Source organism: Pseudomonas sp. X4 (assembly GCF_040784925.1).
Classification (GTDB): Bacteria; Pseudomonadota; Gammaproteobacteria; order Pseudomonadales; family Pseudomonadaceae; genus Aquipseudomonas; species Aquipseudomonas putida_Z.
The window spans coordinates 1,593,753-1,618,259 of sequence record NZ_CP160798.1 but is presented as its reverse complement, the minus strand read 5'-3'; the positions used below and the strand labels follow the sequence as shown (position 1 = coordinate 1,618,259).

General features: G+C 62.9%; 21 protein-coding genes and 1 pseudogene. 13 read left to right on the top strand and 9 right to left on the bottom strand.

What is annotated here, in order from left to right; translation table 11 throughout:
* Window positions 1-47: 47 nt before the first annotated feature.
* Complete coding sequence (locus ABX298_RS07090; RefSeq protein WP_367394217.1) at window positions 48-2,309, bottom strand: hypothetical protein; 2,262 nt, start codon at window positions 2,307-2,309, stop codon at window positions 48-50.
* 87 nt (window positions 2,310-2,396) lie between these two features.
* Here ABX298_RS07090 and hrpB point away from each other — a divergent pair.
* Window positions 2,397-4,544: pseudogene (hrpB, locus tag ABX298_RS07085) on the top strand (ATP-dependent helicase HrpB); the annotation flags it as partial.
* 151 nt (window positions 4,545-4,695) lie between these two features.
* Here the strand turns inward: hrpB and ABX298_RS07080 are convergent.
* Entirely contained in the window at window positions 4,696-5,190 is a 495-nt protein-coding gene (locus ABX298_RS07080) for a hypothetical protein (protein WP_075046458.1), read from the bottom strand.
* A gap of 87 nt (window positions 5,191-5,277) precedes the next feature.
* Window positions 5,278-5,934, bottom strand: a complete 657-nt coding sequence (locus ABX298_RS07075) for a YciC family protein (RefSeq protein WP_367394216.1) — start codon at window positions 5,932-5,934, stop codon at window positions 5,278-5,280.
* Between the two features lie 166 nt (window positions 5,935-6,100).
* On the opposite strand from ABX298_RS07075, the gene ABX298_RS07070 reads away from it, so the two are divergent.
* From ABX298_RS07070 to ABX298_RS07060, 3 genes are all read left to right on the top strand, one after another.
* The gene (locus ABX298_RS07070) at window positions 6,101-6,856 is read left to right on the top strand and encodes a DUF2076 domain-containing protein (RefSeq protein WP_367394215.1); all 756 of its coding nucleotides are present in this window, start codon (window positions 6,101-6,103) and stop codon (window positions 6,854-6,856) included.
* 162 nt (window positions 6,857-7,018) lie between these two features.
* A complete protein-coding gene (locus ABX298_RS07065) occupies window positions 7,019-7,498 on the top strand; it encodes an NYN domain-containing protein (RefSeq protein WP_075046455.1) in 480 nt (159 codons plus the stop codon).
* A gap of 8 nt (window positions 7,499-7,506) precedes the next feature.
* Window positions 7,507-8,112: a PolC-type DNA polymerase III gene (locus ABX298_RS07060; protein WP_085617959.1), complete on the top strand. Its 606-nt coding sequence runs from the start codon at window positions 7,507-7,509 to the stop codon at window positions 8,110-8,112.
* Here ABX298_RS07060 and ABX298_RS07055 read toward each other — a convergent pair.
* A complete protein-coding gene (locus tag ABX298_RS07055; protein WP_015271918.1) occupies window positions 8,109-8,558 on the bottom strand; it encodes an Lrp/AsnC family transcriptional regulator in 450 nt (149 codons plus the stop codon). The two genes, ABX298_RS07060 and ABX298_RS07055, sit on opposite strands and share 4 nt — an antisense overlap.
* Window positions 8,559-8,712: 154 nt before the next feature.
* Between ABX298_RS07055 and yedA the strand changes: the two genes are divergently transcribed.
* Complete coding sequence (yedA, locus tag ABX298_RS07050) at window positions 8,713-9,633, top strand: drug/metabolite exporter YedA (RefSeq protein WP_367394214.1); 921 nt, start codon at window positions 8,713-8,715, stop codon at window positions 9,631-9,633.
* A 55-nt stretch (window positions 9,634-9,688) separates the two neighbouring features.
* Complete coding sequence (locus ABX298_RS07045) at window positions 9,689-11,020, top strand: DEAD/DEAH box helicase (protein ID WP_075046453.1); 1,332 nt, start codon at window positions 9,689-9,691, stop codon at window positions 11,018-11,020.
* A 116-nt stretch (window positions 11,021-11,136) separates the two neighbouring features.
* On the opposite strand, the gene ABX298_RS07040 is transcribed toward ABX298_RS07045, so the two are convergent.
* The 3 genes from ABX298_RS07040 to ABX298_RS07030 all read right to left on the bottom strand — a co-directional run bounded on the left by ABX298_RS07040 (window position 11,137) and on the right by ABX298_RS07030 (window position 14,329).
* Window positions 11,137-12,378: a TIGR03862 family flavoprotein gene (locus ABX298_RS07040; RefSeq protein WP_075046452.1), complete on the bottom strand. Its 1,242-nt coding sequence runs from the start codon at window positions 12,376-12,378 to the stop codon at window positions 11,137-11,139.
* A gap of 148 nt (window positions 12,379-12,526) precedes the next feature.
* Window positions 12,527-13,441, bottom strand: coding sequence for a histone deacetylase (locus ABX298_RS07035; protein ID WP_075046451.1), 915 nt, complete (start codon window positions 13,439-13,441; stop codon window positions 12,527-12,529).
* A 195-nt stretch (window positions 13,442-13,636) separates the two neighbouring features.
* Window positions 13,637-14,329, bottom strand: a complete 693-nt coding sequence (locus tag ABX298_RS07030) for a histidine phosphatase family protein (RefSeq protein WP_075046450.1) — start codon at window positions 14,327-14,329, stop codon at window positions 13,637-13,639.
* A gap of 179 nt (window positions 14,330-14,508) precedes the next feature.
* On the opposite strand from ABX298_RS07030, the gene ABX298_RS07025 reads away from it, so the two are divergent.
* From ABX298_RS07025 to ABX298_RS07010, 4 genes are all read left to right on the top strand, one after another.
* Window positions 14,509-15,078 carry a GNAT family N-acetyltransferase gene (locus ABX298_RS07025; RefSeq protein ID WP_367394213.1) on the top strand — a complete coding sequence of 190 codons (570 nt, stop codon included), beginning with the start codon at window positions 14,509-14,511 and terminating at the stop codon, window positions 15,076-15,078.
* Between the two features lie 96 nt (window positions 15,079-15,174).
* Window positions 15,175-16,044: an acyl-CoA thioesterase II gene (gene tesB / locus ABX298_RS07020; protein WP_075046449.1), complete on the top strand. Its 870-nt coding sequence runs from the start codon at window positions 15,175-15,177 to the stop codon at window positions 16,042-16,044.
* Window positions 16,041-16,631, top strand: a complete 591-nt coding sequence (locus tag ABX298_RS07015; protein WP_367394212.1) for an HAD family hydrolase — start codon at window positions 16,041-16,043, stop codon at window positions 16,629-16,631. The genes tesB and ABX298_RS07015 overlap by 4 nt, the downstream gene beginning before the upstream one ends.
* A gap of 164 nt (window positions 16,632-16,795) precedes the next feature.
* Entirely contained in the window at window positions 16,796-17,806 is a 1,011-nt protein-coding gene (locus ABX298_RS07010; protein WP_025340731.1) for an NAD(P)-dependent alcohol dehydrogenase, read from the top strand.
* Between the two features lie 125 nt (window positions 17,807-17,931).
* Here ABX298_RS07010 and ABX298_RS07005 read toward each other — a convergent pair whose 3' ends face one another.
* On the bottom strand, window positions 17,932-18,633 hold the full coding sequence (locus ABX298_RS07005; protein WP_354317139.1) for a FadR/GntR family transcriptional regulator: 702 nt from the start codon (window positions 18,631-18,633) through the stop codon (window positions 17,932-17,934).
* A 261-nt stretch (window positions 18,634-18,894) separates the two neighbouring features.
* Between ABX298_RS07005 and ABX298_RS07000 the strand changes: the two genes are divergently transcribed.
* The 3 genes from ABX298_RS07000 (at window position 18,895) to gabP (ending at window position 23,558) form a co-directional block, all read left to right on the top strand.
* Window positions 18,895-20,247, top strand: coding sequence for an MFS transporter (locus ABX298_RS07000; RefSeq protein ID WP_025340729.1), 1,353 nt, complete (start codon window positions 18,895-18,897; stop codon window positions 20,245-20,247).
* Between the two features lie 19 nt (window positions 20,248-20,266).
* Window positions 20,267-21,613, top strand: coding sequence for a glucarate dehydratase (gene gudD / locus ABX298_RS06995; protein WP_075046445.1), 1,347 nt, complete (start codon window positions 20,267-20,269; stop codon window positions 21,611-21,613).
* Between the two features lie 553 nt (window positions 21,614-22,166).
* A complete protein-coding gene (gene gabP, locus ABX298_RS06990) occupies window positions 22,167-23,558 on the top strand; it encodes a GABA permease (protein WP_075046444.1) in 1,392 nt (463 codons plus the stop codon).
* A 57-nt stretch (window positions 23,559-23,615) separates the two neighbouring features.
* Here the strand turns inward: gabP and ABX298_RS06985 are convergent, their stop codons facing one another.
* Complete coding sequence (locus ABX298_RS06985; protein WP_075046443.1) at window positions 23,616-24,479, bottom strand: LysR family transcriptional regulator; 864 nt, start codon at window positions 24,477-24,479, stop codon at window positions 23,616-23,618.
* Window positions 24,480-24,507 lie beyond the last annotated feature (28 nt).

The window sequence follows — 24,507 nt, the reverse complement described above, 5'->3', positions numbered from 1 at the left end:
AGGGCTTCTTTAGCATCTTCAAGAAAGAGAGCTTCTCTGGAATCGCCCTATGCGGCCTCATAAATGAACTCCTGCGCCAACTCCACGCTTGCGTGTTTTTGTGCAGTCTCCAGGTAGCCATGCAGTACCCGGTCTTTACCTCTGGTTATGTCACTCACAAGAGCGCGCGCGAACCGAGACCAGTAAGCAGCATAACCATTGATGGTCTTCGTCGAGCCATCAGGGCTGTGTTTAGCCAAGTCGACAGCCTTTTCGATAGATAGCAGTATCGTAAGAATGCCAACGCTTACGTGGATGTATACCGTATCCGGGAGTTTATTTGCCGATTGTTTCCGCTCAGGATCTTGCATGTGGTATGGAACTTCGTTGAGCGCGTGGTTCGTCAAGAACGTGTCCAGTTCCTCCATGCTTGTATAGCTACTTGCTTTAAACAAATACGGGCTATTTTCCATAGCTAAGCAGATCATGTTTCGTTGGAATACACGTACCCATCTGACTTCAAAGAAATCAAGAATTGCCTTTGGAAGGTAATGTCCCAGCGTTACTGAGCGAGATGTGTGACCGAGGGCCTTGGCCATCTTCGTGACACTACCAGTCTGAATGTATACATTCAGACCAACTGTGGCCCTGACGCTGGCAAGGCTTACACTGCTCACAAAATCGACAAGATCTTCATCTCGCTTGGTAGTGAACCGCGAAAAATTAGCAAGCGTCTTCTGACCGTTTGATGTGGAGAGCTTGCCTTTGTTCAGATGTGTGGGTTTGGCTTTCCTGGGCGTGTGGAGGGCGTTCCCGCAGGTGAGAAACAAGTACCGCCAGGCGTCTTTACCGTCTTTCTTTAGCCGCTCACGAAGTGGTTGTGTGATCCGGATCACCTGCATGACCAGCTTGGCCGCTACTGGAGTGAGCGGAAGGCTTTGCTCCGACTTATCGGGGCCCATACGGTCTTTTCGACTGGTCAGGTAGTAAACGCCGTCGATGCATCTGAATCCGTACGGGTCGCCATTGGGCTTAAACAGTACCACGTCGTATAAAAATGTCGGGGTGATAGCAGGTTGCTGGTTCACAATGAGCAGCTGAAAGGGGAAGAGGCTATGGCTGATTGGCATTCCCCAGTCATGAGATAACTGAGTTTTATAATCTGCTCCATATCTGGAGTTGATGTAATTCTTATTGCTATTGAAGCCATCAGCCTCAAATTTTCGACAGTTAGCCACATAGTCAGGGGCATGCGTAAGCAACAGCTTGTCGATGTCTGATCTCGTGCCAACATATCGACGCATCACTGATCGTCTTCTCAATTCATTAGCTTGGTCTTGCGCCCAATCCAGCACCGTCTTAAGGTCGGACTGCACATCCGTGAACAGGATCTTCATGGCCTGTTGGTCATTCACTTCAATTGGAATGCGTGTGATCGTCTTACCAATAAACGCTCTTCCGTCTTTCCCCATTCGGTGCCAGTGTTGTTCATTGCCACCGTTCGTAGGTGCTCTTGGCAGGCCTTCATGTGGGGCCGCCCAGATTTCCCGTGCAATGAGCGAGTTCTCAAAACTCAGCATGCTCGTGTTCCAGAGTCGGCCATACGTGTCCGTATTAAGCGCGCGATCGTATAGGTCGAGGAACGTTTCGCTCATCACTTCCTTGAAGAGCTCATCTACCAGCATGGGGTCTTGAAATGCCTCCACCGGCCATCGATCGCGATGCTGGTGGATGTGGTTGAAGATCTTGTTGTGCACCGCGATGGCGGGTCTCGCTTGTTTCAGGTAGTAACTGTGCAGTGCACCGTACACCGCCTCTGCGAACTCACTGCCGTGGGAGATCCAGATTGGCTGGATGCTCAAGTACTTCACATCACGCTTGCGGCTGAACATGGGCCAGCCGTTCCAGTAGCGCATGGTGTGTTTGGAGCAACCACCGGCCATCTGCTGCCAGCTCTGTGTTACGCGGACTGAATCATCGTCAGGATGATCTTCGACCTTGTACGACATGTTGTTGCTCGCTTCTGGCACGAGAATCGATTGGAATTTCGCGATGTACCTGCTGCGTACCAGCGGCCCCAGGTCTACCAGGCTTCTGTCCTGAAGCGCTTCCACGAGTAGCCCCACCACCTTCGCCATCGAACCATCCGTAAGGCAGGTCGCACCTAACGGTATCTCCGCCACGTGCGCGACACATTCCATCAAACGTAGCGCCTGGCTATTGGAAGCGTTTCCTTGGATCATCCGGGCTTCGACAAGCGCTACCGCGTCCTCTGATACCCACTGGAGCGGGTAATTGATCAGTGACATCGGGTATTTGATGACTGTCATGCTAAAAATGCCTCTAGATCGGTCTATTGATCCTAGAATAGAAGGGGTTGCTGGTTTGACAAGAGAAGGGATTATGGGGAAATCGTGGAGCGCAGCCTTGATGCCGACCTGGCCCTGGCATTGAGCCTGAACGGCCGGGAGTTGCTGCGGGACGATCCGCCGCTGAAGGTTTTGCTGATGTCCGCGACCCTGGAGGGCGAGCGCCTTTCGCGGCTGCTGGATGATGCCCCGGTGGTCAGCAGCGAAGGCCGCATGCACCCCGTCGACATCCGTTGGGGGCGGCCTTTCCAGCCGGGTGAGTTCATCGAGCCTCGGGTAGTGGACAGCGTGTTGCAGGCACTGGCTGACCAGACCGGCAGTTTGCTGGTATTCCTGCCAGGTCAAGCCGAGATCCGCCGGGTACACCAGAGCCTGCAGGAAGCGCTGGGCGAGCGCCCCGAGGTCCTGCTTTGCCCGCTGCATGGCGAGCTCGATCTCGACGCCCAGCGTGCGGCCATCGACCCCGCGCCCAAGGGCCTGCGCAAAGTGGTGCTGGCCACCAACATCGCCGAGACCAGCCTGACCATCGACGGCGTGCGCGTGGTGATCGACGCAGGCTTGGCCCGGGTACCGCGTTTCGACCCCGGCAGCGGCATGACTCGTCTGGACACCCAACGCATCTCTCGCGCCAGTGCCACTCAGCGCGCTGGCCGTGCCGGCCGCCTGGAGCCCGGCGTGTGCTATCGCCTGTGGTCCGAGGCCCAGCATGACCAGCTGGCCGCCCACGGCAGCGCCGAGATCATGCAGGCCGACCTGGCCGGCCTGGCCCTGCAACTGGCGCGCTGGGGTGTGACGCCCGAGCAGTTGCGCTGGCTCGACCAGCCTCCCACGGCCGCCTTCGCCCAGGCCCAGGACCTGCTGGCGCGGCTCAACGCCTTCAAGCCCGGCAGCCGCGACAACCTCAGCGAACACGGCCAGGCCATGGCCGAGTTGCCGGCGCATCCGCGTATCGCGCATCTGCTGTTGCGCGGCCAGGACCTGGGCCTGGCACAGATGGCCTGTGATGTGGCTGCGCTGCTGGGCGAGCGGGATATCCAGCGCGGCGGTGGTGCCGATTTGCACAGCCGGCTGGCGCTGGTCAGTGGCGAAAGCAAAGCTGCTCGTGGCAGCCACGGCGGTGTGCAGCGTGCGCGCCAACTGGCTCGCCAGTACCGTGGCCTGCTGCGTGGCAAACCAGGCGCGCCGGTTGCGGACCCCGATCACCCGCGCTGGCTGGGCGCGCTGCTGGCGCTGGCCTACCCCGACCGCGTCGCCCAGCAGCGCCGCGAGGGCGGTGCGGAATACCGGCTGGCCAACGGCCGTGCGGCCCTGTTTGCCGAAGTCGATGCACTGATGAAGTGCCCGTGGCTGGTGATCGCCGACCTGGGCAGCCGCCAGGGCCAGCGCGAAGAGCGCATCTATCTGGCTGCCGAATTCGATCCGGCGCTGCTCGAGGGCGTGCTGGCCGAGCAGGTCGAGCGCGTCGATATCCTCGACTGGGACGAACGCGAGCAGGTGCTGCGTGCCGAACGCCAGACCAAGGTCGGCGAGCTGGTGCTGGGGCGTGAACCGTTACCCAACCTGGATGACGATGCCCGCGCCAAAGCGTTGCTTGGCCTGGTGCGGCGCAAGGGCCTGAACGTGTTTACCTGGACCCCGGAACTTCGCCAATGGCAAGCACGGGTGGCGCTGTTACGTCAGCTTGATCTGGACAAAGAGGGGCAAAGCGAATGGCCTGACCTGGGGGACGAAGCGCTGCTGGCGACCCTGGAAGACTGGCTGCAGCCATACTTGGGCAAGGTCTCGCGGCTGAGCCATTTCGCCGCCCTGGATGTGTCCTCGATCTTGCGCAATCTGCTGCCTTGGCCATTGCCTCAGCGCCTGGACGAATGGGCACCGGCGCATCTGGCGGTGCCCTCCGGCTCGAACATTCGCCTGGACTACAGTGAAAACCCACCGATTCTCGCCGTGCGTCTGCAGGAACTCTTCGGCCTTGCCGATACTCCGCGTATTGCCCAAGGCCGTCAGCAAGTGAAGTTGCATTTGTTGTCACCGGCACGGCGGCCGGTACAAGTGACCCAGGATCTGGCCAACTTCTGGCGCACGACGTATGCCGAGGTTAAGAAGGATTTGAAAGGGCGTTATCCCAAGCACTATTGGCCGGATGACCCTTTGGTGGCCGATGCGACCGCGCGGGCGAAGCCGCGTGGCACCTGAATGTGACGCAGGGCGGTAGCCAGATCGGTTGCCTTGTTCAGAGGGTTAGAGATCTGGCTATCCTCATGAATCATGTAATTCGGCCAAAAAAAATTTGTGAAGGCTAAGAAGCGCCAATAGATGTGCGCTTCATCGAAGTGCTCCCTATGAATTAATATTTCGTCAGGTCGAAGGTGACGATCTGACCTTTCTTGACATTCAGCGGGGCTAACGTTTCTTGGTACTCGTCTCGTTTGTAGTCAATGGCGCCCACGCTCTGCCCGCTTTGGTCTCGCAGATGACAGATGAGAGATCCATTGAGCAGGTGCAGTGGCTCGATCATCCAGTAATCGGTGACTTCGGCATACTTGTAGAAGCCGAGGTAGCCATTGCGGCTGACACCCAACTTCTTGTCTGGTTGTCCCCAAAGGTGGATGTGATAATGCAGGCGATCTTCGGTTTTGGAGATATAACGGAACTCCAACAGTGGCGGCAGCGTGCGTCCGCCCAATATTAACCAGTCATCCCCAGGGGAGAAATCAAAGAAACTATCATCGGTTTTGTCGCCACTACGACTAAGCCGAGTATTGGCGTAACCACCGTCGAGGCGCATTAAAAGCCGGCCTCGAAACGATTCGGCATATTGAGTACTGATTGTTTGCTCCATGACGTTTTCCTCTAATGGCATTGAAGGTGTGTTTACACTAATGCCACCGTCGGGCGTGCGAGCAGAATGAAGATTTTCCCAGACGCCTCAAGCCCCGGCTTCACCTTCCAGCAGCATGAACAGGCGATACAGCACCACGGTACTGAACAGCTGCAGGAAGCCGCTCAGGCTGTCCATGGCCAGTTCGGCACCCGCTGAGGGTTCGGGAAAAGTCATCAGCAATAGCCCGTCGATCAGCCAGATCGGTGCCAGCACACCCAGCACGCAGATCATGATGCGCATGAAGTGCCCAGTGGTCATGCTTGCGCTGTCGCGCATCGACTGCACCACCGGCCGGCCGCGCAATACCAGCAGGTACTCGGCGAACACCAGGTTGATCATGATCCACACGCCCGGGAAGATGAACAGCGCCAGGCCGGCCATGATCAGCAGCGAGCTGATCAGGATCAGCAGGGCCAGCTGCGGCCACAGTTGCAGGGCGCGGGCGAACAGGTCGCGCTTGGCGATTTCCTGGCCGTTGCTGCGGGTGTCGAGGTACAGGATCAGCGCGGCGCTGTACAGCGGGTAGAACAGCAGGCTGATCAGCATGCCGTAGGCCGGCGATGCCTGGTCGCCCATCTGCCGGTACACCAGCTGGGTGAGCAAGGCTTCCAGCACCACCAGCGGCAGGCACAGCTGGAGGATGTTCGGCAGGTGGCGGCGGAAGAAGTACAGGGAGTCGCGCAGGACGCTCAGCGGGTTCATCGGTCTACATCGCATGGCAGTAAAAACAGGGGCATAACTTTAGCCCAAAGCAGGCCTGGGGCTGTCACTTGCTGAAAAAAGTTTCACGCCGCCGGTGATTGAATCCCACGCCTGTACGCCCCATCTTTGACGCTGTCCGTTGTCCGCTACCCCACGAGGTCGCCCCATGAATACTGAAGAACAAACCCTGATCGACGGCCTGTTCGGCCGCCTCAAGCAAGCCGAGGACCCGAGCCAGCCACGTGATGCGCAGGCCCAGGCATGCATCGAGGAGCATGTGCGCCAGCAGCCGGCGGCGCCTTATTACATGGCCCAGGCGATCCTGGTGCAGGAGGCAGCGATCAAGCGCCTCGACGAGCAGAACAAGCAACTGGAAGCCGAACTGAAGCAGGCCCGTGCCCAGGCCGAGGCCGCCCGTGCCGGCAGCGCGCCGAGCAATGGCGGTGGTGGTTTCCTGTCCAGTATCTTTGGTTCGTCTCGGCGCAATGCGGCCCCGGCCGTGCAACCGCAGCGTCCCGCTGCAGCCCCCGTGGCATCTGGCGGGGGCTGGCGGGAGCCCTCGGCGCCGGGCTTTTCCCAGCCACAAGGGCAGCAGCCTGGCTTTGGCGCTGCACCGGCACGCAGTGGTGCCAGCAGCTTCCTCGGCGGTGCGATGCAGACTGCGGCCGGTGTGGCGGGTGGTGTGTTGCTGGCGCAGGGCATCAGCAGCCTGTTCAACCACAACTCGCAGCCGGAGGAGGTGGTAGAGGTGATCAAGGAAGAGCCGGCACCGGCCAGCGACAGCGGTGGCTGGAACGACTCGGGGGCGCAGCAGCAGGTGGCTGACAACAGTGGTTGGGGCAGCGACCAGGGTGGTTATGCCGACAGCGATTATGGCAGCGATGATGGTGGGTTCTTCTCGGACGACGATTCGTACGTCTGACAGGTCTGGCATACTGCTGGCAATTTTGGGGGCGCTTTGCGCCCCTTTCGCGACGCAAGGCCGCTCCTGCAAGGGTACGCGAACCCCTGTAGGAGCGGCCTTGTGTCGCGAAAGGGCTGCAAGGCAGCCCCCAGCATTCCAGGCCGACCAAGGGGTTCCAAGGTGAAAAAGATCGCGCTGTTCGCCGATGTGCAGAACCTCTACTACACCGTGCGCCAGGCCCACGGCTGCCACTTCAACTACACCGCCCTGTGGACCGATGTCAGCCGCGAAGGCCAGATCGTCGAGGCCGTGGCCTATGCCATCGACCGTGGCGACAGCAAGCAGCAGCAGTTCCAGCAGATCCTGCGCAATCTCGGTTTCGATGTGCGCCTCAAGCCCTTCATCCAGCGCAGCGATGGCTCGGCCAAAGGCGACTGGGATGTGGGTATCACCCTGGATGTGATCGACGCCGCCAGCCGCGTCGACCAAGTGGTACTGGCCTCCGGCGATGGTGATTTCGACCTGCTGCTGGAGCGGGTGATACAGCGCCATGGCACCGAGGCAGTGGTGTATGGTGTGCCCGGGCTTACCGCACTATCGCTGATCCGTGCCGCCACCCGTTATGTGCCCATCGAGGGTGCGCTGTTGCTAAAACACTGAGATTTTTCATGGAACGTATCGCTGTCATCGACTTTGAAACCACCGGCATCAGCCCCGGCGCCGGCTGCCGCGCCACTGAGGTGGCGGTGGTGATGCTGGAGGGCGGGCGCATCGTCGAGCGCTATCAGAGCCTGATGAACGCGGGCGTGCCGGTACCGGCCTTCGTCGCCGGGCTCACTGGCATCACCACCGCCATGTTGCGCAGTGCGCCGCCGGTGGACAAGGTGATGAACGAAGTGGCCGAGTTCGTTGGTGGTACCCCGCTGCTGGCACACAATGCCGCCTTCGACCAGAAGTTCTGGGACTACGAACTGGGCCGCATCGGCCGTAGCCGCAGCCAGGCCTTCGCCTGCTCCTTGCTGCTGTCACGGCGCCTGTTGCCGGCGGCACCGAACCACAAGCTGGGCACCTTGACCCGCTGGGTCGGGCTGCCGGATACCGGTACCGCGCACCGTGCCATGGCCGATGCCGAAATGGCCGCCAACCTGCTGCAACATCTGGCTGGCGTGCTGCGCCAGAGCCACGGTGTACAGCAGCTTTCGCACGACCTGCTCTGCCGCCTGCAGAAAACCCCGGCCGCCAAGGTTCGTGAAGCTCTGGCCAGGTACTGTTAGGGCTTCTTCTCCAGTTGCGCCAGCGGCACCCGCCGCTCCACAGCGCTGGAGAGAATGATCGAGGTCTTGCTGAAGCCGAACTGCGCGACCCGGTTGATCAGTTCTTCCAGCTCCGGCATCGAACCCACCGCTGCCTGCATGATGACGCAGGGGTCGCCGGTTACCCGGTGGCATTCGGTCAACTGGGGAATCTGGGTCAACGCTTCGTAGGCCTGCTGGTTGCCGTGGCTGGCCAGGCGCAGTTCGATCACGCACTGGATCGGCAGGCCGATCTTGCTCATGTCGACCTTGGCCTGGTAGCCGGTGATAACCCCGCTGGCCTCGAGCTTGGCCACCCGCTCGGCCACCGCCGGCGCCGACAGGTTCACCTGGCGCGCCAGTTGGGCGAAGGTGGCGCGGCCATTGTCGAGCAGGGCGGCGAGCAGCATGCGGTCATACTTGTCCATGGGTTATTCCTGCCTGGTTTCGATTCGATTGAAAAGCATCCGAATAACCATGCAATGCAAAGTGTTCGGGTGATTTAAAGCTGTTTTGTAACTTAAGTTTACACGGTGGCCTTTCTAAACTAAGCCACCCGTAAACGGATTTCGAGTGTTTCCCATGCCTGCCTCCCGTCGCTTCCCGTTGTTGCTCATTGGCGCTTTCCTGGCCTTGTACCTGGTTTGGGGCTCCACCTACCTGTTCATTCGCATAGGCGTCGAGAGCTGGCCACCGATGCTCATGGCCGGGGTGCGCTTCCTGATTGCCGGGGGCCTGCTGTATGGCTTCTTGCGCTGGCGCGGTGTGCCGGCACCGACCTGGCCGCAGTGGCGGGCTGCGGGGGCGATCGGTTTCCTGCTGCTCAGCTGTGGCAACGGTGGTGTGACCGTGGCCGAGCATGCCGGTGTGGCCTCGGGCGTGGCGGCGCTGGCGGTGGCGACGGTGCCGCTGTTCACCTTGCTGTTCGGCCTGCTGTTCGGGCACCGCAATTCGAAGCTGGAGTGGGCGGGGATCGCCCTCGGGCTGGCGGGTATCGGCCTGCTGAACCTGGGCTCCAACCTGCAGGCAAGCCCGATTGGCGCGGCGCTGATCATTTTTGCGGCAGCGTCGTGGGCATTCGGCTCGGTGTGGAGCAAGACCTTGCCGCTGCCCCAGGGGCCCATGGCCAGCGCCGCGGAAATGCTGGTTGGTGGTGCCGTGCTGTTGCTCGGCAGCGCGCTGTCTGGCGAGCGCATGACGCAGATGCCGACCGCTGCCGGCTGGGGGGCACTGGCCTACCTGGTGTTCTTCGGTTCGATCCTGGCGTTCAGTGCCTACATGTACTTGCTCAAGCATGTGCGCCCGGCAGCTGCCACCAGCTATGCCTACGTCAACCCGGCGGTGGCCGTGCTGCTGGGCATCGTCTTTGCCGGTGAGCAGATCGGTGCCGAAGAATGTGTGGCCATGGCGGTGATCATCGGCGCGGTGGTGCTGATCGGCCTGCCGCAGTGGCGCAAGGCACCTGAGCCGGCGCAGCCGTTGAAAGGCGAAATCTGCAAGTAGGCAGGGGTGATGCGGTAAACTTGCCGCCTTCGCTGAACCCCCTGACGGTATTGCCATGAATTTCGCCAAACTCGGCCTGATCGAACCGCTGCTGCGCACCCTGCAGCAACTGGACTACACCACCCCGACCCCGGTGCAGGCCAAGGCCATCCCCGCCGTGCTGGCCGGCCGCGACCTGATGGCCGCGGCCCAGACCGGCACCGGCAAGACCGCGGGCTTTGCCCTGCCTGTTCTGCAGCGCCTGGCGCTGGAAGGCGAGAAGGTGGCCAGCAACTCGATCCGCGCGCTGGTGCTGGTGCCCACCCGTGAGCTGGCCGAGCAGGTGCACAACAACGTGCGCGAGTATGCCGAGAACCTGCCGCTGAGCACCTACGCGGTGTATGGCGGGGTCAGCATCAACCCGCAGATGATGCGCCTGCGCCGTGGTGTCGACCTGCTGGTGGCCACCCCGGGGCGCTTGCTCGACCTGTTCCGGCAGAATGCCGTGAAGTTCAACCAGGTGCAGACCCTGGTGCTGGACGAAGCCGACCGCATGCTCGACCTGGGCTTTGCCGAAGAGCTGCAGTCGGTGTACGCCGCGCTGCCACGCAAGCGCCAGACGTTGTTGTTCTCCGCCACTTTCTCCGACCAGATCCGCATGCTGGCGGGGCTGGCCCTGAACGACCCGCTGAGCATCGAAGTCAGCCCGCGCAATGCCACGGCCACCAGCGTCAAACAGTGGCTGGTGCCTGTGGATAAAAAACGCAAGGTCGACCTGTTCTGCCACCTGCTGCGCAAGCAGCGCTGGAAGCAGGTGTTGGTGTTCGCCAAGACCCGCAATGGCGTCGATCAACTGGTGGAGCGCTTGCTGGCCGAGGGTGTGAATGCCGACGGTATCCACGGTGACCGCCCGCAAGCCACCCGCCAGCGCGCGCTGGACAGCTTCAAGGCCCGCGAAATCCAGGTGCTGGTGGCGACCGATGTGGCGGCCCGCGGCCTGGATATCGACGACTTGCCGCTGGTGGTCAACCTTGACCTGCCGATCGTTGCCGAGGATTACGTGCACCGCATTGGGCGTACCGGGCGGGCGGGCAACAAGGGCGAGGCGATCTCGCTGGTGTGTGCGGATGAAGTGCAGCTGCTGGCGGCAATCGAAGTGCTGACCCGGCAGACCCTGCCGCGTCATGAAGAGCCTGACTTCATCCCTGACCACCGGGTGCCGATGACCGACGCCAGTGGCCAGGTGATCAAGAAGCCGAAGAAGCCCAAGAAGCCGAAGGAAAACAGCGCCAAGCGCGGGTTGGGGCGTTGGATGGACAGTGCTGAATCAAGCAGTGCGGAGCCGGCGGTGAAGGCGGTGCGCAAGGTGCCGAGCTTCAATGGTGGGGCGCGCAAGCGTAAGCCGTAGATTTGCAGTGTACGCGGACTCTGTGGGAGCGGGTTTACCCGCGAAGAATGCAACTCGGTGCATGGCACGGGCTTCGCCCGTGTTCGCGGGTAAACCCGCTCCCACAGGGGACAGTGTCAGCCTTTGGATTTGAGCCAATCCGCCGCCGCCCGCCCGGCGCGCAAGCCGCTGGCAAAGCACGCTGTCAGCAGATACCCCCCAGTCGGCGCCTCCCAGTCCAGCATCTCGCCGGCACAGAACACCCCCGGCATGCCCTTGACCATCAAGCCCTCATCCAGCCCCTCGAAACGCACCCCGCCTGCGCTGCTGATCGCCTCATCCAGTGGCCGCGTGCGCACCAGCGTGATCGGCAATGCCTTGATCGCCCTCGCCAAGGCACCAGGGTCGGCAAAGGTCGCCTGATCGGTCAGCTCGCGCAGCAGCGCAGCCTTGACCCCATCGATACCCAGCTGGCTGTGCAGGTGCTTGGCCATCGAGCGCGAACCCCGTGACTTGGCCAGCGCCTGGGCAATCTTGTCCACAGGCTTGTCCGGCAACAGGTCGAGCAGCAACACCCCGTGGCCCTCACGGTTGATGGCCTCGCGCACCGGCGCTGACCATGCATACACCAGGCTGCCTTCCACACCCTGCGCGGTGAGGATGAACTCGCCCTTGCGCGGCGCGCTGCCGGGAACGCTGAGGGCAATGTTCTTCAACGGCGCACCGGCGAACTTGTCCTTGAGCAGCGCGCTCCAGCCTGCCACTTCAAAACCGCAGTTGCTGGGCTGCAAGGGCGAGATATCCACAGCCCGTGCGGCCAGCAGCGGCTGCCAGCTACCGTCCGAGCCCAGTCGCGCCCAGCTGCCGCCACCCAGCGCCAGCACCACCACGGCGGCCTTCACCAGGCGCTCGCCTTGTGGATAAGCAATCCGCAATGCACCTTCGGCATTCCAGCCCAACCAGCGGTGACGGGTGTGGATAACTACTCCGCTGTCGCGCAGGCGCTTGAGCCAGGCGCGCAGCAGTGGCGCCGCTTTCATGTCGGTGGGGAATACCCGGCCCGAGGTGCCTACGAAGGTTTCGATGCCCAGGCCGTGAATCCACTGGCGCAAGGCGTCGGCATCGAAGTCGTGCAGCAGCGCGGCGATTTTGCCCTGGCGCTCGGCATACCGGCTGACGAACGCCGGGTAGGGCTCGGAATGGGTGATGTTCATGCCACCGACACCCGCCAGCAGGAACTTGCGGCCCACCGAAGGCATGGCATCGAACACCTCGACCGCCAGGCCCGCCTGGGCCAGTGCTTCGGCGGCCATCAGGCCGGCTGGGCCGCCGCCGATGACGACAGCGAGGGGAGGGGAGGCGGGGCTCAGATCAGGCATGGTGGGCAGCAGGCTGTGGAAAAGAGGCGCATTCTAGCGCAGCGCGGCCTGTGGAAGCACTGCTCAAAAAATGATCAGAGCTTTGCAGGCCTTGCTTGTAAAGGGCTGCAGCGCCTTTCCCGCAGGTTATCCACAAACGGTTCCACAGTCATTGTGAACAACCGATGACGCGTGCTGCGCTGTGATGAAGGATGCCATGGCGCCTGGCCAGGGCTGTGCGGTCCTTGCTGTAGCCACCGCCGATCACGCCCACCACCGGGATGTCGCGGCCCAGGCAGTGGCGCAGCACCGCTTCGTCACGGGCGGCAACGCCTGCATCGGTCAGTTGCAGGTAGCCCAGGGCGTCGTCCTTGTGCACATCGACCCCGGCGTCGTACAGCACCAGGTCGGGTCGATAGAGTGGCAGCAGGTAGTTGAGGGCGTCGTCCACCACCTTCAGGTAGGCCATGTCGCCCATGCCGCGGGGCAGGGGGATGTCCCAATCGCTTTGTGCCTTGCGCGCCGGGAAGTTCTGTTCGCAGTGCAGCGACACGGTGATGGCGTCTGGTGTGTCGTGCAGGATGCGCGCGGTGCCGTCACCCTGATGCACATCGCAGTCGAAGATCAGCACCCGGTGTACCCGGCCAGCCTCCAGCAGGTAGCGGCTGATCACGGCCAGGTCGTTGAAGATGCAGAAACCGGCAGGGTGGTCGTAATGGGCGTGGTGGGTGCCGCCGGCAAGGTGGCAGGCGATGCCGTGCTGCAGCGCCATCTCGGCGCTCAGCAGCGAGCCGCCTACGGCGCGCACGGTACGCCGGGCCAGGGCCTCGCTCCAGGGCAGGCCGAGGCGGCGCTGGTCCTCGCGTGACAGGTCGCCGTTCATGTAGCGCTCGATGTAGCTGCGGTCGTGGGCCAGGGCGAGGATGTCGTTGGGGCAGATGTCCGGGCGCAGCAGGGCCTGGTCGGTGGTCAGCCCGCTGTCGATCAAGTGGTCGTGCAGCAGGCGAAACTTGTCCATGGGGAAGCGGTGTTCGGCAGGGAACTCTGGGCTGTAGTCTTCGTGGTAGATCAGCGGCAACGGCATGGGTGGGGTCGCAATCGGGGCCAGTGCTGATCTTGCCATGGCTGGGGCAGCTTTGCTGCCCAATCGCCGGCAAGCCAGCTCCCACAGGTACTGCACAAGGCGAAAAGGCTATGGGATACCTGTGGGAGCTGGCTTGCCGGCGATGAGGCCAGAAAAGGCAGTGCAAGGCAGTTGCCCTGGCAGGCCGGAGCGGCGTCAGTGCTGTTTCGTGGTACTGGCCAGCACCCGTTGCCAGTCCGGCTCGTTCAGGCGGCCGAGGATGCGCGTCTTGCCATTGCCATCCACCGAAACGAACAGCGCACTGGCATAGCCGCTCTCACGCTCGCCCCCCGCAACTTTCTGCTGGCGGGCAAAATGGTCGATGCAGCCGTTGTGGGTCACCAGCACCAGGTTATGCCCCGGTCGTTTGTGTGCCAGCGCTTCGCTGGCGAATTGGCTGTCACAGCTTTCCAGCCAGTCCTCACTGGCCACCGCCTGGCCAAGTATGAAATGCGCGGTTTGCCGTGTGCGCAGTTTCGGGCTGCTGAGCATATCGGCGTTGTTCAGGCCCAGCTGGTGCAGCCCTTGGCCAACACGTCCGGCAGCCTGGCTGCCGGCCACGGTGATGCCGGTGGGGTCGTCCAGGCACGGGCCGGGGACGCTGTCGCAGCGCTCGGCGTGGCGGATCATCACGATCACCGCACCGTCGGCCCAGTCCTGCAGCAGGCCGCTGTCACTCAATTGTCGTTCGTTGCCAAGGTCCACGATGTGCGTCCTCGTCGCCAGCCAGGTGCTCAACGCCGCCACGACCATGCACAGGCCAAGGGCGGCACCGAGGGCTTTGCGGGTCAGGCGTCGCTTGCGCCGGGCGTGGATGGCTGGGTGCCCCAGGGTGTTGCTCGATAGCATGCGTTGCTCCGTTGGCATGGTCGCGGCTGGCGCGGCGGTATTGGCTGGCATCCTGCCAACATGCCTGTCGGGGGGCGGTGAAGGGCGTGTGAAAATTGCATTCGGCTGCGCCGGCTGGGTGAAACCTGCACCCGCGCCTACGCTGTAAACTGCAAGACGGTAAAACCGGAGCACGCCCGATGACCCCTATCCTGCAACTGGAAAGCGCGCGGCTGGTGCTGCGCCAATGGCACGACGACGACCTGCGTGAGTTCGCCGCCCTGTGTGCCGACCCGCAGGTGATGCGCTACTTCCCGGCGCCGCTGACGCGCGTGGAGGCAGCCGCGCTGATCGGCCGCGTGCGCGGGCATTTCAATGAATACGGCTTTGGCCTGTGGGCCCTGGAGCGCAAGGACAGCGGTGCCTTCATCGGCATGACCGGGTTGCTGCACGTGGGCTTCGATGCCGATTTTGCGCCGGCGGTGGAGATCGGCTGGCGCCTGGCACGCCGCCATTGGGGCCTGGGTTTCGCCAGCGAGGCGGCGTGGACTTGCCTGCGCTGTGCTTTCGCCCAATTGCGCCTGGAGGAGGTGGTGTCGTTCACCAGCGAGAGCAACCTGCCCTCGCAGAAGGTCATGCAGGCCATCGGTATGCAGCAGGACCTGAATGGCAGTTTCGAACACCCCCGCCTGCCCGTGGGCCATCCGCTGCGCCCGCATGTGCTGTACCGCATCAACCGCGCAAACTGGGAGCGTACCCTGCGCGCCTGAATGCATGGCCATGCCCGGCGCGAATGACAAACCCTGTATCATTTGCCTTCATAAGAGTGCTGTAGAGACCTGTTTGCCTTGCTAGGAGACCCCCCGATGAGTCATGTGTTGGACGACCTGGTCGACCTGTTGAGCCTCGAGTCCATCGAGGAGAACCTGTTCCGTGGCCGCAGCCAGGACCTGGGCTTCCGCCAGCTGTACGGCGGGCAGGTACTGGGCCAATCGTTGTCGGCGGCCAGCCAGACGGTCGAGGATGCACGCCATGTGCATTCGTTGCACGGCTACTTCCTGCGCCCTGGCGATGCCAGCCTGCCGGTGGTGTATTCGGTGGACCGCGTGCGCGATGGCGGCAGCTTCAGCACCCGGCGGGTGACGGCGATTCAGAAGGGCCAGCCGATCTTCACCTGCAGCGCCTCGTTCCAGTACGACGAGGACGGTTTCGAGCATCAGGCACAGATGCCCGAGGTGGTCGGCCCGGAGAACCTGCCTACTGAAGTCGAGCTGGCCCGGGCCATGGCCGACCAGTTGCCCGAACGCATTCGCGACAAGGTGCTGTGCGCCAAGCCGATCGAGATCCGCCCGGTCACCGAGCGCGACCCGTTCAACCCCCAGCCTGGCGACCCGGTGAAGTACGCCTGGTTCCGCGCCGACGGCAACCTGCCCGATATCCCCGCCCTGCACAAATACATGCTGGCCTACGCCTCGGACTTCGGCCTGCTGACCACTGCGTTGCTGCCCCATGGCAAATCGGTGTGGCAGCGTGACATGCAGATCGCCAGCCTCGACCATTCGCTGTGGTTCCATGGCAACCTGCGTGCCGACGAGTGGCTGCTGTACGCCACCGACAGCCCCTGGGCGGGCAATGCCCGTGGCTTCTGCCGCGGCAGCATCTTCAACCAGGCCGGGCAACTGGTGGCGTCGTCGTGCCAGGAAGGCCTGATTCGCCATCGCAAGGACTGGGCATGAGCCTGGGCGAGGTGCGCAACTGGGTGTTCGACATGGACGGCACCCTGACCGTGGCCGTGCACGATTTTGCTGCCATCCGCGTGGCGCTGGATATCCCGGCCGAGCACGACATCCTCACCCACCTGGCAGCCTTGCCGGCGGACGAGGCGGCGGCCAAGCATGCCTGGCTGCTGGGGCACGAGCGTGACCTGGCGATTGCCTCCACGGCGGCCACCGGGGCGGTGGAACTGGTGCGCGAACTGGCCCAGCGTGGTTGCCGGCTGGGCATTCTGACCCGCAATGCCCGTGAGTTGGCGCATGTGACGCTGGAGGCCATCGGCCTGGCGGACTGCTTCCCGGTGGAGCACATTCTGGGGCGTGACGAAGCAGCGCCCAAGCCAAGCCCGGATGGGCTGCTGAAGATTGCCAATGCCTGGGGTGTGGCACCGGGTGAGCTGGTGATGGTGGGGGATTACCGGTTTGACCTGGACTGTGGGCGGGCCGCAGGGGCGCGCACGGTGCTGGTGAACCTGCCGGACAATCCGTGGCCGGAGCTGGTGGATTGGCATGCGGCCGATTGCCGGGCATTGAAGGTGATGCTGGGCTGAGTTTTTGTGTCGCCTGTGCGGGCCTCTTCGCGGGTAAACCCGCTCCCACAGGGACCGCGCCGAGCTCAAGTCTAGCACTCAACCTGTGGGAGCGGGTTCACCCGCGAAGAGGCCGGACCTGTCTATGCTGAACCCCAATCTATTCCCTGAACGGAGACCTATCCATGACCAGCAAGGCCATCTACGTAAAACCCGGCGGCGGCTACGACAAGGTCGAGGTCGGTACCAGCGAGGCTCTCGCCCCCCAGGCCGGTGAAATCACCGTGCGCCTGCACGCCAGCTCGCTCAACTACCACGATTTCGCCGTTGTCAGCGGCATGTGGGGCCCGAGCGAGCGGCGCATCCCCATGGCCGATGGCGCTGGCGAAGTGGTCGCGGTGGGTAGCGGCGTCACCGAGTTCCAGGTCGGTGACAATGTGGTCAGTACCTTCTTCCCCGACTGGCTCGACGGCCAGGCCAATGTGGAAGGCTTCGCCAGGGTGCCCGGCGACGGTATCGATGGTTACGCCCGTGAACAGGTCACCGCTCGCGCCACCGCCTTCACCCTGGCGCCCAAAGGCTTCAGCCATGCAGAAGCTGCCACGCTGACCACGGCCGGTCTCACGGCCTGGCGTGCGTTAATGAGCGACGACCACCTCAAGCCCGGCGATACGGTGCTGGTGCAGGGCACGGGCGGTGTGTCGATCTTCGCCCTGCAGTTTGCCAAGCTGGCTGGCGCGACGGTGATCGCTACCTCGTCCAGCGACGCCAAGCTGGAGCGCCTGAAGGCCCTGGGTGCCGACCACCTGATCAACTACAAGAGCACCCCGGCGTGGGGTGAGAAAGTGCGCGAGCTGACCGGCAACCGCGGCGTCGACCATGTGATCGAAGTGGGTGGCCCGGCGACGCTGGAGCAATCGATGATTGCCGCGCGCATTGGTGGGCATGTGTCGTTGATCGGCATCCTCACCGGCGTGGCCGGGCAGTTGCCACTGGTGCAGGCGCTGGTGCGGCAGATTCGCCTGCAAGGCGTGCTGGTGGGCAGCCGCGCCCAGCAGCAGGCGATGGTGCGGGCGATCGATGCCAACGGCCTGCGGCCGGTGGTGGACAAGCATTTCGAGCTGGAACAGATCGTCGAGGCGTTCCGTTATCAGGAGAGCAACCGGCATTTCGGCAAGATCTGCCTGACCTGGTAATGGCCGGGGGCTGCTTTGCAGCCCATTCGCCGGCAAGCCAGCTCCCACCTCGACCGTATCGGCCTCGAGCCTTGCGCTACCCCTGTGGGAGCTGGCTTGCCGGCGATCGGGCCGCGCAGCGGCCCCTAGTCCGGCAACAACCGGTCGCGGCTATTGGACAGGTGCAGGCACACCGCCGCCCGCGCCGCGTCCGGGTCCTGCCGGCGGATGGCATTGAGGATCGCCTCATGCTCGAGGTTGGCCAAGTAGGCCTGCCGCGCCAGCTTCGCCCCGCTGCGTTCGGCCAGGGCCATGCGGTTGCGCGGGATCAGGCCGTTGCCCAGCTGCAACAGCATTTCAGTGAAGTACAGGTTGCCAGAGGCCTCGGCGATCAACAGGTGAAAGCGCCGGTCGGCCTCGATGCAGCTGTCGCCGGCGGCGGCCAGGTCCTGGTAGTCATCCAGCGCCTGGCGCATGCGCCTCAGGTGCCCCTCGTCACGGCGTAGCGCGGCCAAGGCGGCGGCCTGGCCTTCCAGGCCGATGCGCAGCTCCAGCAGGTCGCGCACATTCGCCGCGCTTTCCGCAGCGATGCGCAGGCCGGCCTGGGCCTGGCGCTCCATCACGAACGTACCGATACCGTGGCGTGGCTCCACCAGCCCCGAAGCCTGCAATTTCGACAGGGCCTCGCGGACCACGGTGCGGCTGACCCCATGCTCGCGCACCAGGCTGTTTTCCGAGGGCAACTTGTCGCCTGGCTTGAAGGTACCCAGCAAGATCTGTTGGGTCAGGCTGGAGACCAGGTCATGGGCACGGCTGTGGCCGCGTTTGTGGGCTTGTTCGGTGGCCATGGTGTGATCCGATTGTTGTTGTGCTTGTACGACAAGTTAATCGATAAAAATATTTCTTGCCGATTTTTCCAGCGATCAAGCCAGCGAGTAGTTTGTCTGTTTTTGCAAGATCGACGCATATTGGCTTTGCGGTAGCTTGTATTTTGTGATTTTGCCGATGTTGTTGATCTTGTCGTACAACTGCGCTGCGCATATGCTCCTCCCCACTGCCATGTCAGACAACCTCGACCCGCACAAAAACAATTAGTGGGAGATCCGCAAGTGAACGATACCCTCGCTCCGTCTGCCCGGAATGAAGGCGACGCCCTGGCCAGCGCCGTGGCCAAGGTCAAGCGCCACGTCCTGCCGCTGTTCGTCATCATGTTCATCGTCAACTACCTGGACCGCGTCAACATCGGCTTCGTCCGCCCCCATCTGGAAAGCGACCTGGGCATCAGCGCCGCGGCCTATGGCTTTGGCGCCGGCCTGTTCTTCATCGGCTACGCGCTGTTCGAGGTGCCTTCGAACATGCTGCTGCAGAAGGTCGGCGCACGGCTGTGGCTGACCCGCATCATGTTCACCTGGGGGCTGGTGGCCACGGCCATGGCCTTCGTGCAGAACGAAACCCAGTTCTACGTGCTGCGCTTTCTGCTGGGGGTTGCCGAAGCGGGCTTCTTCCCCGGGGTGATCTACTACTTCACCCGCTGGCTGCCGGCCGCCGAGCGTGGCAAGGCGATTGCCATCTTCCTCAGCGGCTCGGCATTGGCGTCGCTGATTTCCGGGCCGCTGGCCGGCGCGCTGATGCAGATCCAGGGCCTGGGCATGCATGGCTGGCAGTGGATGCTGTTCATCGAAGGCATGGCCTCGGTGACGCTGTGCTTCTTCGTGTTCTTCTGGCTCGACTCCAGGCCGCAGGACGCCAAGTGGCTGAGCCAGGCCGAGCAGGAAGCACTGGTGGGCGCCATCGATCGCGAGCAGCTTGAGCGCGAAGCGGTCGGCGCGGTCAGGCCATCGGCCTGGAGCCTGCTCAAGGACCGCCAGATCCTGCTGTTCTGCCTGATCTACTTCTGCATCCAGCTGACCATCTACGCCGCCACCTTCTGGCTGCCGAGCATCATCAAGCGCATGGGTGACCTCAGCGACCTGCAGGTCGGCTTCTTCAACTCGATCCCGTGGCTGATCTCGATCCTGGCCATGTATGCCTTCGCCGCCGGCTCGGCGCGCTGGAAGTTCCAGCAGGCGTGGGTCGCAGGTGCGCTGGTGATCGCTGCCATCGGCATGTTCATGTCCACCACGGGTGGGCCGGTGTTCGCCTTTGTCGCGGTGTGCTTCGCGGCCATCGGTTTCAAGTCGGCGTCGTCACTGTTCTGGCCGATCCCGCAGGGCTACCTGGATGCCCGCATCGCCGCTGCGGTGATCGCCTTGATCAACTCGGTCGGCAACCTCGGCGGCTTCGTCGCCCCCACCACCTTCGGCCTGCTGGAGCAGCAGACCGGTTCGATCCAGGGCGGCCTGTACGGCCTGGCGGTGACCTCGGTGCTGGCGGCCATTGCCATCTTCTTCGTACGCACTCGCCCAAAGGGCGTCCCTTCCGATGACCTCAAGGCCCCTTCGGCCCTGGGTCAGAGCCATTGATGACTGCGAGACAACAACCATGAACATGCAGACCCTTCACACCAGCACCCCCGTGGTCACTGATCTGCGCGTGATCCCCGTCGCCGGGCACGACAGCATGCTGCTCAACCTCAGTGGTGCCCATGGCCCGTTCTTCACCCGCAACGTGGTGGTGCTGCGTGACAGCGCCGGCAATACCGGGTTGGGCGAGGTGCCGGGCGGCGAGAAGATCCGCCAGACACTGGAGGATGCCCGCAGCCTGGTGGTCGGCCAGCCGATCGGCCATTACCAGCGCGTGCTCAATGCCATGCGCCAGACCTTCGCCAACCGTGACTCGGCTGGTCGCGGCCTGCAGACCTTCGACCTGCGCATCACCGTGCATGCGGTGACGGCCATCGAGTCGGCGCTGCTCGACCTGCTCGGCCAGCACCTGAACGTGCCGATGGCGGCACTGCTGGGCGAGGGGCAGCAGCGCGAGGCGGTGAAGATGCTCGGTTACCTGTTCTACATCGGCGACCGCCAGCAGACCGACCTGGCCTACCGCAACGAAGCCGATGCCGAGGACGACTGGTTCCGCCTGCGCCACGAAAAGGCCCTGACCCCGGACGCGGTGGTGCGCCTGGCCGAGGCCGCCAAGGCGCGCTATGGTTTCAGCGACTTCAAGCTCAAGGGCGGGGTGTTGCGCGGCGAGGAGGAGATGGAAGCGGTAACGGCGCTGGCCGAGCGGTTCCCCGAAGCCCGCATCACCCTCGACCCGAATGGTGCCTGGTCATTGAAGGAGGCCATTGCCCTGTGCCGCGACAAGCACGATGTGCTGGCCTACGCCGAAGACCCGTGCGGTGCCGAGAACGGCTATTCGGGCCGTGAGGTGATGGCCGAGTTCCGCCGTGCCACCGGCCTGCCCACCGCCACCAACATGATCGCTACCGACTGGCGGCAGATGGGCCATGCGATCCAGTTGCAGTCGGTGGACATTCCGTTGGCCGACCCGCACTTCTGGACCTTGCAGGGTTCGGTACGGGTGGCGCAGATGTGCAACGACTGGGGGCTGACCTGGGGTTCGCATTCCAACAACCACTTCGATATCTCGCTGGCAATGTTCACCCAGGTGGCGGCTGCGGCGCCGGGTGAAATCACTGCGATCGACACCCACTGGATCTGGCAGGACGGCCAGCGCCTGACCCGCGAACCACTGCGCATCGTCGACGGGCATGTGCACGTGCCGGCGCGGCCAGGGCTTGGGGTGGAGCTGGATGAAGACCAGTTGGCCAGGGCGCATGAGTGCTACCGCAACATGGGGTTGGGCGCGCGGGATGACAGCGTGGCAATGCAGTTCCTGATTCCGGGGTGGAGCTTCGATAACAAGCGGCCTTGCCTGGTGCGTTGAGGCATAGGGCCCTTTCGCGATTCCTGTTGCTAGTCCGGTGCTTCGAGCGTACCGGGCAGGCGTAGGCAGACGCCTGGCAACAGAGGCCCCGGGAGACCGGGGCTTTTTTGTGGCTGGCAGAAAGTGGTGATGCCTGCACCGGCCTTTTCGCGGGCTTGCCTGCACCCGCAGGTACACCACAGGTTTGAGGGGCGTGAAGTACCTGTGGGAGCGGGCGAGCCCGCGAAAGGGCCAGTACAGCCATAAACACACCCAAATGAAAAACAAAAGCTCCAGACGGCCTGGTGACGCGATCGGGCATGCCATTCGCGACATCTGGCGTTCGTGGAAATGCCCTGTCGTGATCGAACAGTTCCGGGGCGTTCTCGTGTAATTTCCCACAGCCCTGCGGGGCTTAAATGAAGCCCGACCTGCACTGACACGTTGCTCTGTGACGCGTGCCAAATATCAACAACAGAGCGCGAGTAACGTGTCGACTTATTGATTTCAAAGGAGATATTTTCGCCTACACCTGCCCGTCCATCCTTGTGTCAGCAAAAAGAGAACAACATCAATGAACACCGTGGGATCTGATGGCAACCTTGCACAAGGTTTCAAGCCACGTCATGTAACGATGCTGTCTATCGCCGGCATCATCGGCGCCGGACTTTTCGTCGGCTCTGGCCACGCCATCGCGGCAGCCGGGCCAGCTACCATAATTTCCTATTTCGTGGCCGGGACCCTGGTGGTACTGGTCATGCGCATGCTCGGCGAAATGGCCGTGGCACACCCGGACACCGGATCGTTTTCCACCTACGCCGAGCAGGCCATCGGCCGCTGGGCCGGCTACACCATCGGCTGGCTGTACTGGTGGTTCTGGGTACTGGTAATCCCGATCGAAGCACTGGCCGCCGGGCATGTGCTGAACGCCTGGTTCCCGCAGGTGGACAGCTGGATATTCGCCCTGGCTTCGGTGCTGCTGCTGGCTGGTACCAACCTGTTCAGCGTGGCCAAGTACGGTGAGTTCGAGTTCTGGTTCGCCATCCTTAAGGTCACGGCTATTCTCGGTTTCATCGGCCTGGGTTTCGCCGCACTGATGGGCTGGCTACCCAACCGCGAGGTCAGCGGCCTGAGCGGCTTGATGGCCGAGCACGGCGGCTTCGCGCCGAAGGGCTGGTCGGCCGTGGTGGGTGCGTTCATCACCGTGATGTTCAGCTTCATCGGCACCGAAGCGGTGACCATCGCCGCATCCGAATCCAGCGACCCGTCGCGCAACATCGCCAAGGCCACTCGCTCGGTGATCTGGCGCATCAGCACCTTCTACATCCTGTCGATCTTCGTGATCATTTCGGTGGTGCCGTGGAACGACCCGCAGCTGGCGGTGGTGGGTTCCTACCAGCGTGCGCTGGAGATCATGAACATCCCCAATGCGGCCTTCATGGTCGACCTGGTGGTGCTGGTGGCAGTGACCAGCTGCATGAACTCTTCGATCTACATTGCCTCGCGGATGATGTACTCGCTGGCCAAGCGCGGTGACGCCCCGGCCATGCTCAACAAGACCTCCAAGGTCGGTGTGCCACGCGCTGCGGTATTCGGCAGCACGCTGATCGGCGCGGCCATTGCCATCCTCAACTACTTCGCGCCGAAAGGCGTGTTCGAGTTCCTGCTGGCCAGCTCCGGCGCCATTGCCTTGCTGGTGTACATGGTCATCGCCATTTCGCAGCTGCGCATGCGCCGCCGCCTGGAGCGGGAAAACACCGAGCTGAAGTTCCGCATGTGGCTGTTCCCGTACCTGACCTGGGCGGTGATCCTGTTCATTGGGGGAGCACTGGCGGTCATGATGTTCACGCCTGAACACCGGGCAGAAGTGAGCTCGACATTGGGCCTGGCGATCGTGATTTCCTTCCTGGGGATCGTGACCACGCGGGGCAATGCGCAACCTGTGGGGGTGCGTTCGATGGGGTGATTGAGTTCACCTGGCGGTAGGGCAAAGGGCACCAGTGGATGGGTGCCCTTTGTTTTTTCAGCCCTTCATCATCTTGATGTATCTGATTGCCGCCGGCGCTTTCTCGAAGCGCCGGTGGATCAGGCTAAGCCACGAGCTGGCCTGGCAGTCGACAATACGCCGGTAGTTCACCTGCGGCAGGCTGATGCGTTGCACCACCGATTCCGGCACCACTGCGATGCCTTGGCCGAGTGATACCAAGGTGATCACCGCCACCAGGCTGCCCGGCTGGGGGCCGAGCCTCGGGACGAAACCACCTTGTGCGGCCACCTCCAGCGTGCCGGAGATCTGTTCGGGCAGGATGAAGGTTTCATTGGCCAGGCGCGAGGCCGGGATCTGCGGCACTTCATTTATCCGTGAGCTGGCGGGCAGGGCGAGGACGAAACCTTCCTGGTGCAAGGCGATGGCTTCGAGTTCCTCGGGCAGCTCCATCGGTGAGCGCACATAGGCAAGGTCGAGCAGGCCGTCGCGGACCATGCCGGGCAGTTCGGCCATGGGCAGTTCGCGAATGTTGAGGCGTACGCCGGGGCAGGTTTCGTTATAGCGGCTGACTTGCTGCTGGAGCATGCCCGAGTACGCGGCCGAGGCAACATAGCCTAGTTCGATGCGTCCGCTTTCGCCTCGGGCCGCCCGTTGCGCGCCCAGTTGTGCGGCATCGAACTGGCGCACGGCATGTTCGGCCTCGACCAACAGGGCCTGGCCCGCTGCGGTGAGGTTGACCTCGCGCTGGTTACGCTCGAACAGGCGCACGCCCAGTTCGCGCTCCATGTCCTGGATCTGCCGGCTGAGGGTGGGCGGGGCGATGCCCAGTTGCTCGGCGGCACGGGTGAAGTGACCGTGGCGGGCGACGCAGAGGAAGTAGCGGAAATGGCGGATTTCCATGGGTGTTACCTGCAGGGTAATGACGCGG

Excerpts from the sequence above, each read along its gene's own strand:
- ABX298_RS07030 (WP_075046450.1), bottom strand. The coding sequence starts at position 14,329 with ATGCTATCGAGCAACACCCTGGGGCACCCAGCCATCCACGCCCGGCGC.
- ABX298_RS07060 (WP_085617959.1), top strand. The coding sequence starts at position 7,507 with ATGGAACGTATCGCTGTCATCGACTTTGAAACCACCGGCATCAGCCCC.
- ABX298_RS07090 (WP_367394217.1), bottom strand. The coding sequence starts at position 2,309 with ATGACAGTCATCAAATACCCGATGTCACTGATCAATTACCCGCTCCAG.
- ABX298_RS07040 (WP_075046452.1), bottom strand. The coding sequence starts at position 12,378 with ATGCCTGATCTGAGCCCCGCCTCCCCTCCCCTCGCTGTCGTCATCGGC.
- ABX298_RS07035 (WP_075046451.1), bottom strand. The coding sequence starts at position 13,441 with ATGCCGTTGCCGCTGATCTACCACGAAGACTACAGCCCAGAGTTCCCT.
- ABX298_RS07015 (WP_367394212.1), top strand. The coding sequence starts at position 16,041 with ATGAGCCTGGGCGAGGTGCGCAACTGGGTGTTCGACATGGACGGCACC.
- ABX298_RS07075 (WP_367394216.1), bottom strand. The coding sequence starts at position 5,934 with ATGAACCCGCTGAGCGTCCTGCGCGACTCCCTGTACTTCTTCCGCCGC.
- ABX298_RS07005 (WP_354317139.1), bottom strand. The coding sequence starts at position 18,633 with ATGGCCACCGAACAAGCCCACAAACGCGGCCACAGCCGTGCCCATGAC.
- ABX298_RS07010 (WP_025340731.1), top strand. The coding sequence starts at position 16,796 with ATGACCAGCAAGGCCATCTACGTAAAACCCGGCGGCGGCTACGACAAG.
- ABX298_RS07055 (WP_015271918.1), bottom strand. The coding sequence starts at position 8,558 with ATGGACAAGTATGACCGCATGCTGCTCGCCGCCCTGCTCGACAATGGC.
- gudD (WP_075046445.1), top strand. The coding sequence starts at position 20,267 with ATGAACATGCAGACCCTTCACACCAGCACCCCCGTGGTCACTGATCTG.
- ABX298_RS07070 (WP_367394215.1), top strand. The coding sequence starts at position 6,101 with ATGAATACTGAAGAACAAACCCTGATCGACGGCCTGTTCGGCCGCCTC.
- gabP (WP_075046444.1), top strand. The coding sequence starts at position 22,167 with ATGAACACCGTGGGATCTGATGGCAACCTTGCACAAGGTTTCAAGCCA.
- ABX298_RS06985 (WP_075046443.1), bottom strand. The coding sequence starts at position 24,479 with ATGGAAATCCGCCATTTCCGCTACTTCCTCTGCGTCGCCCGCCACGGT.
- tesB (WP_075046449.1), top strand. The coding sequence starts at position 15,175 with ATGAGTCATGTGTTGGACGACCTGGTCGACCTGTTGAGCCTCGAGTCC.
- yedA (WP_367394214.1), top strand. The coding sequence starts at position 8,713 with ATGCCTGCCTCCCGTCGCTTCCCGTTGTTGCTCATTGGCGCTTTCCTG.
- ABX298_RS07080 (WP_075046458.1), bottom strand. The coding sequence starts at position 5,190 with ATGGAGCAAACAATCAGTACTCAATATGCCGAATCGTTTCGAGGCCGG.
- ABX298_RS07025 (WP_367394213.1), top strand. The coding sequence starts at position 14,509 with ATGACCCCTATCCTGCAACTGGAAAGCGCGCGGCTGGTGCTGCGCCAA.
- ABX298_RS07045 (WP_075046453.1), top strand. The coding sequence starts at position 9,689 with ATGAATTTCGCCAAACTCGGCCTGATCGAACCGCTGCTGCGCACCCTG.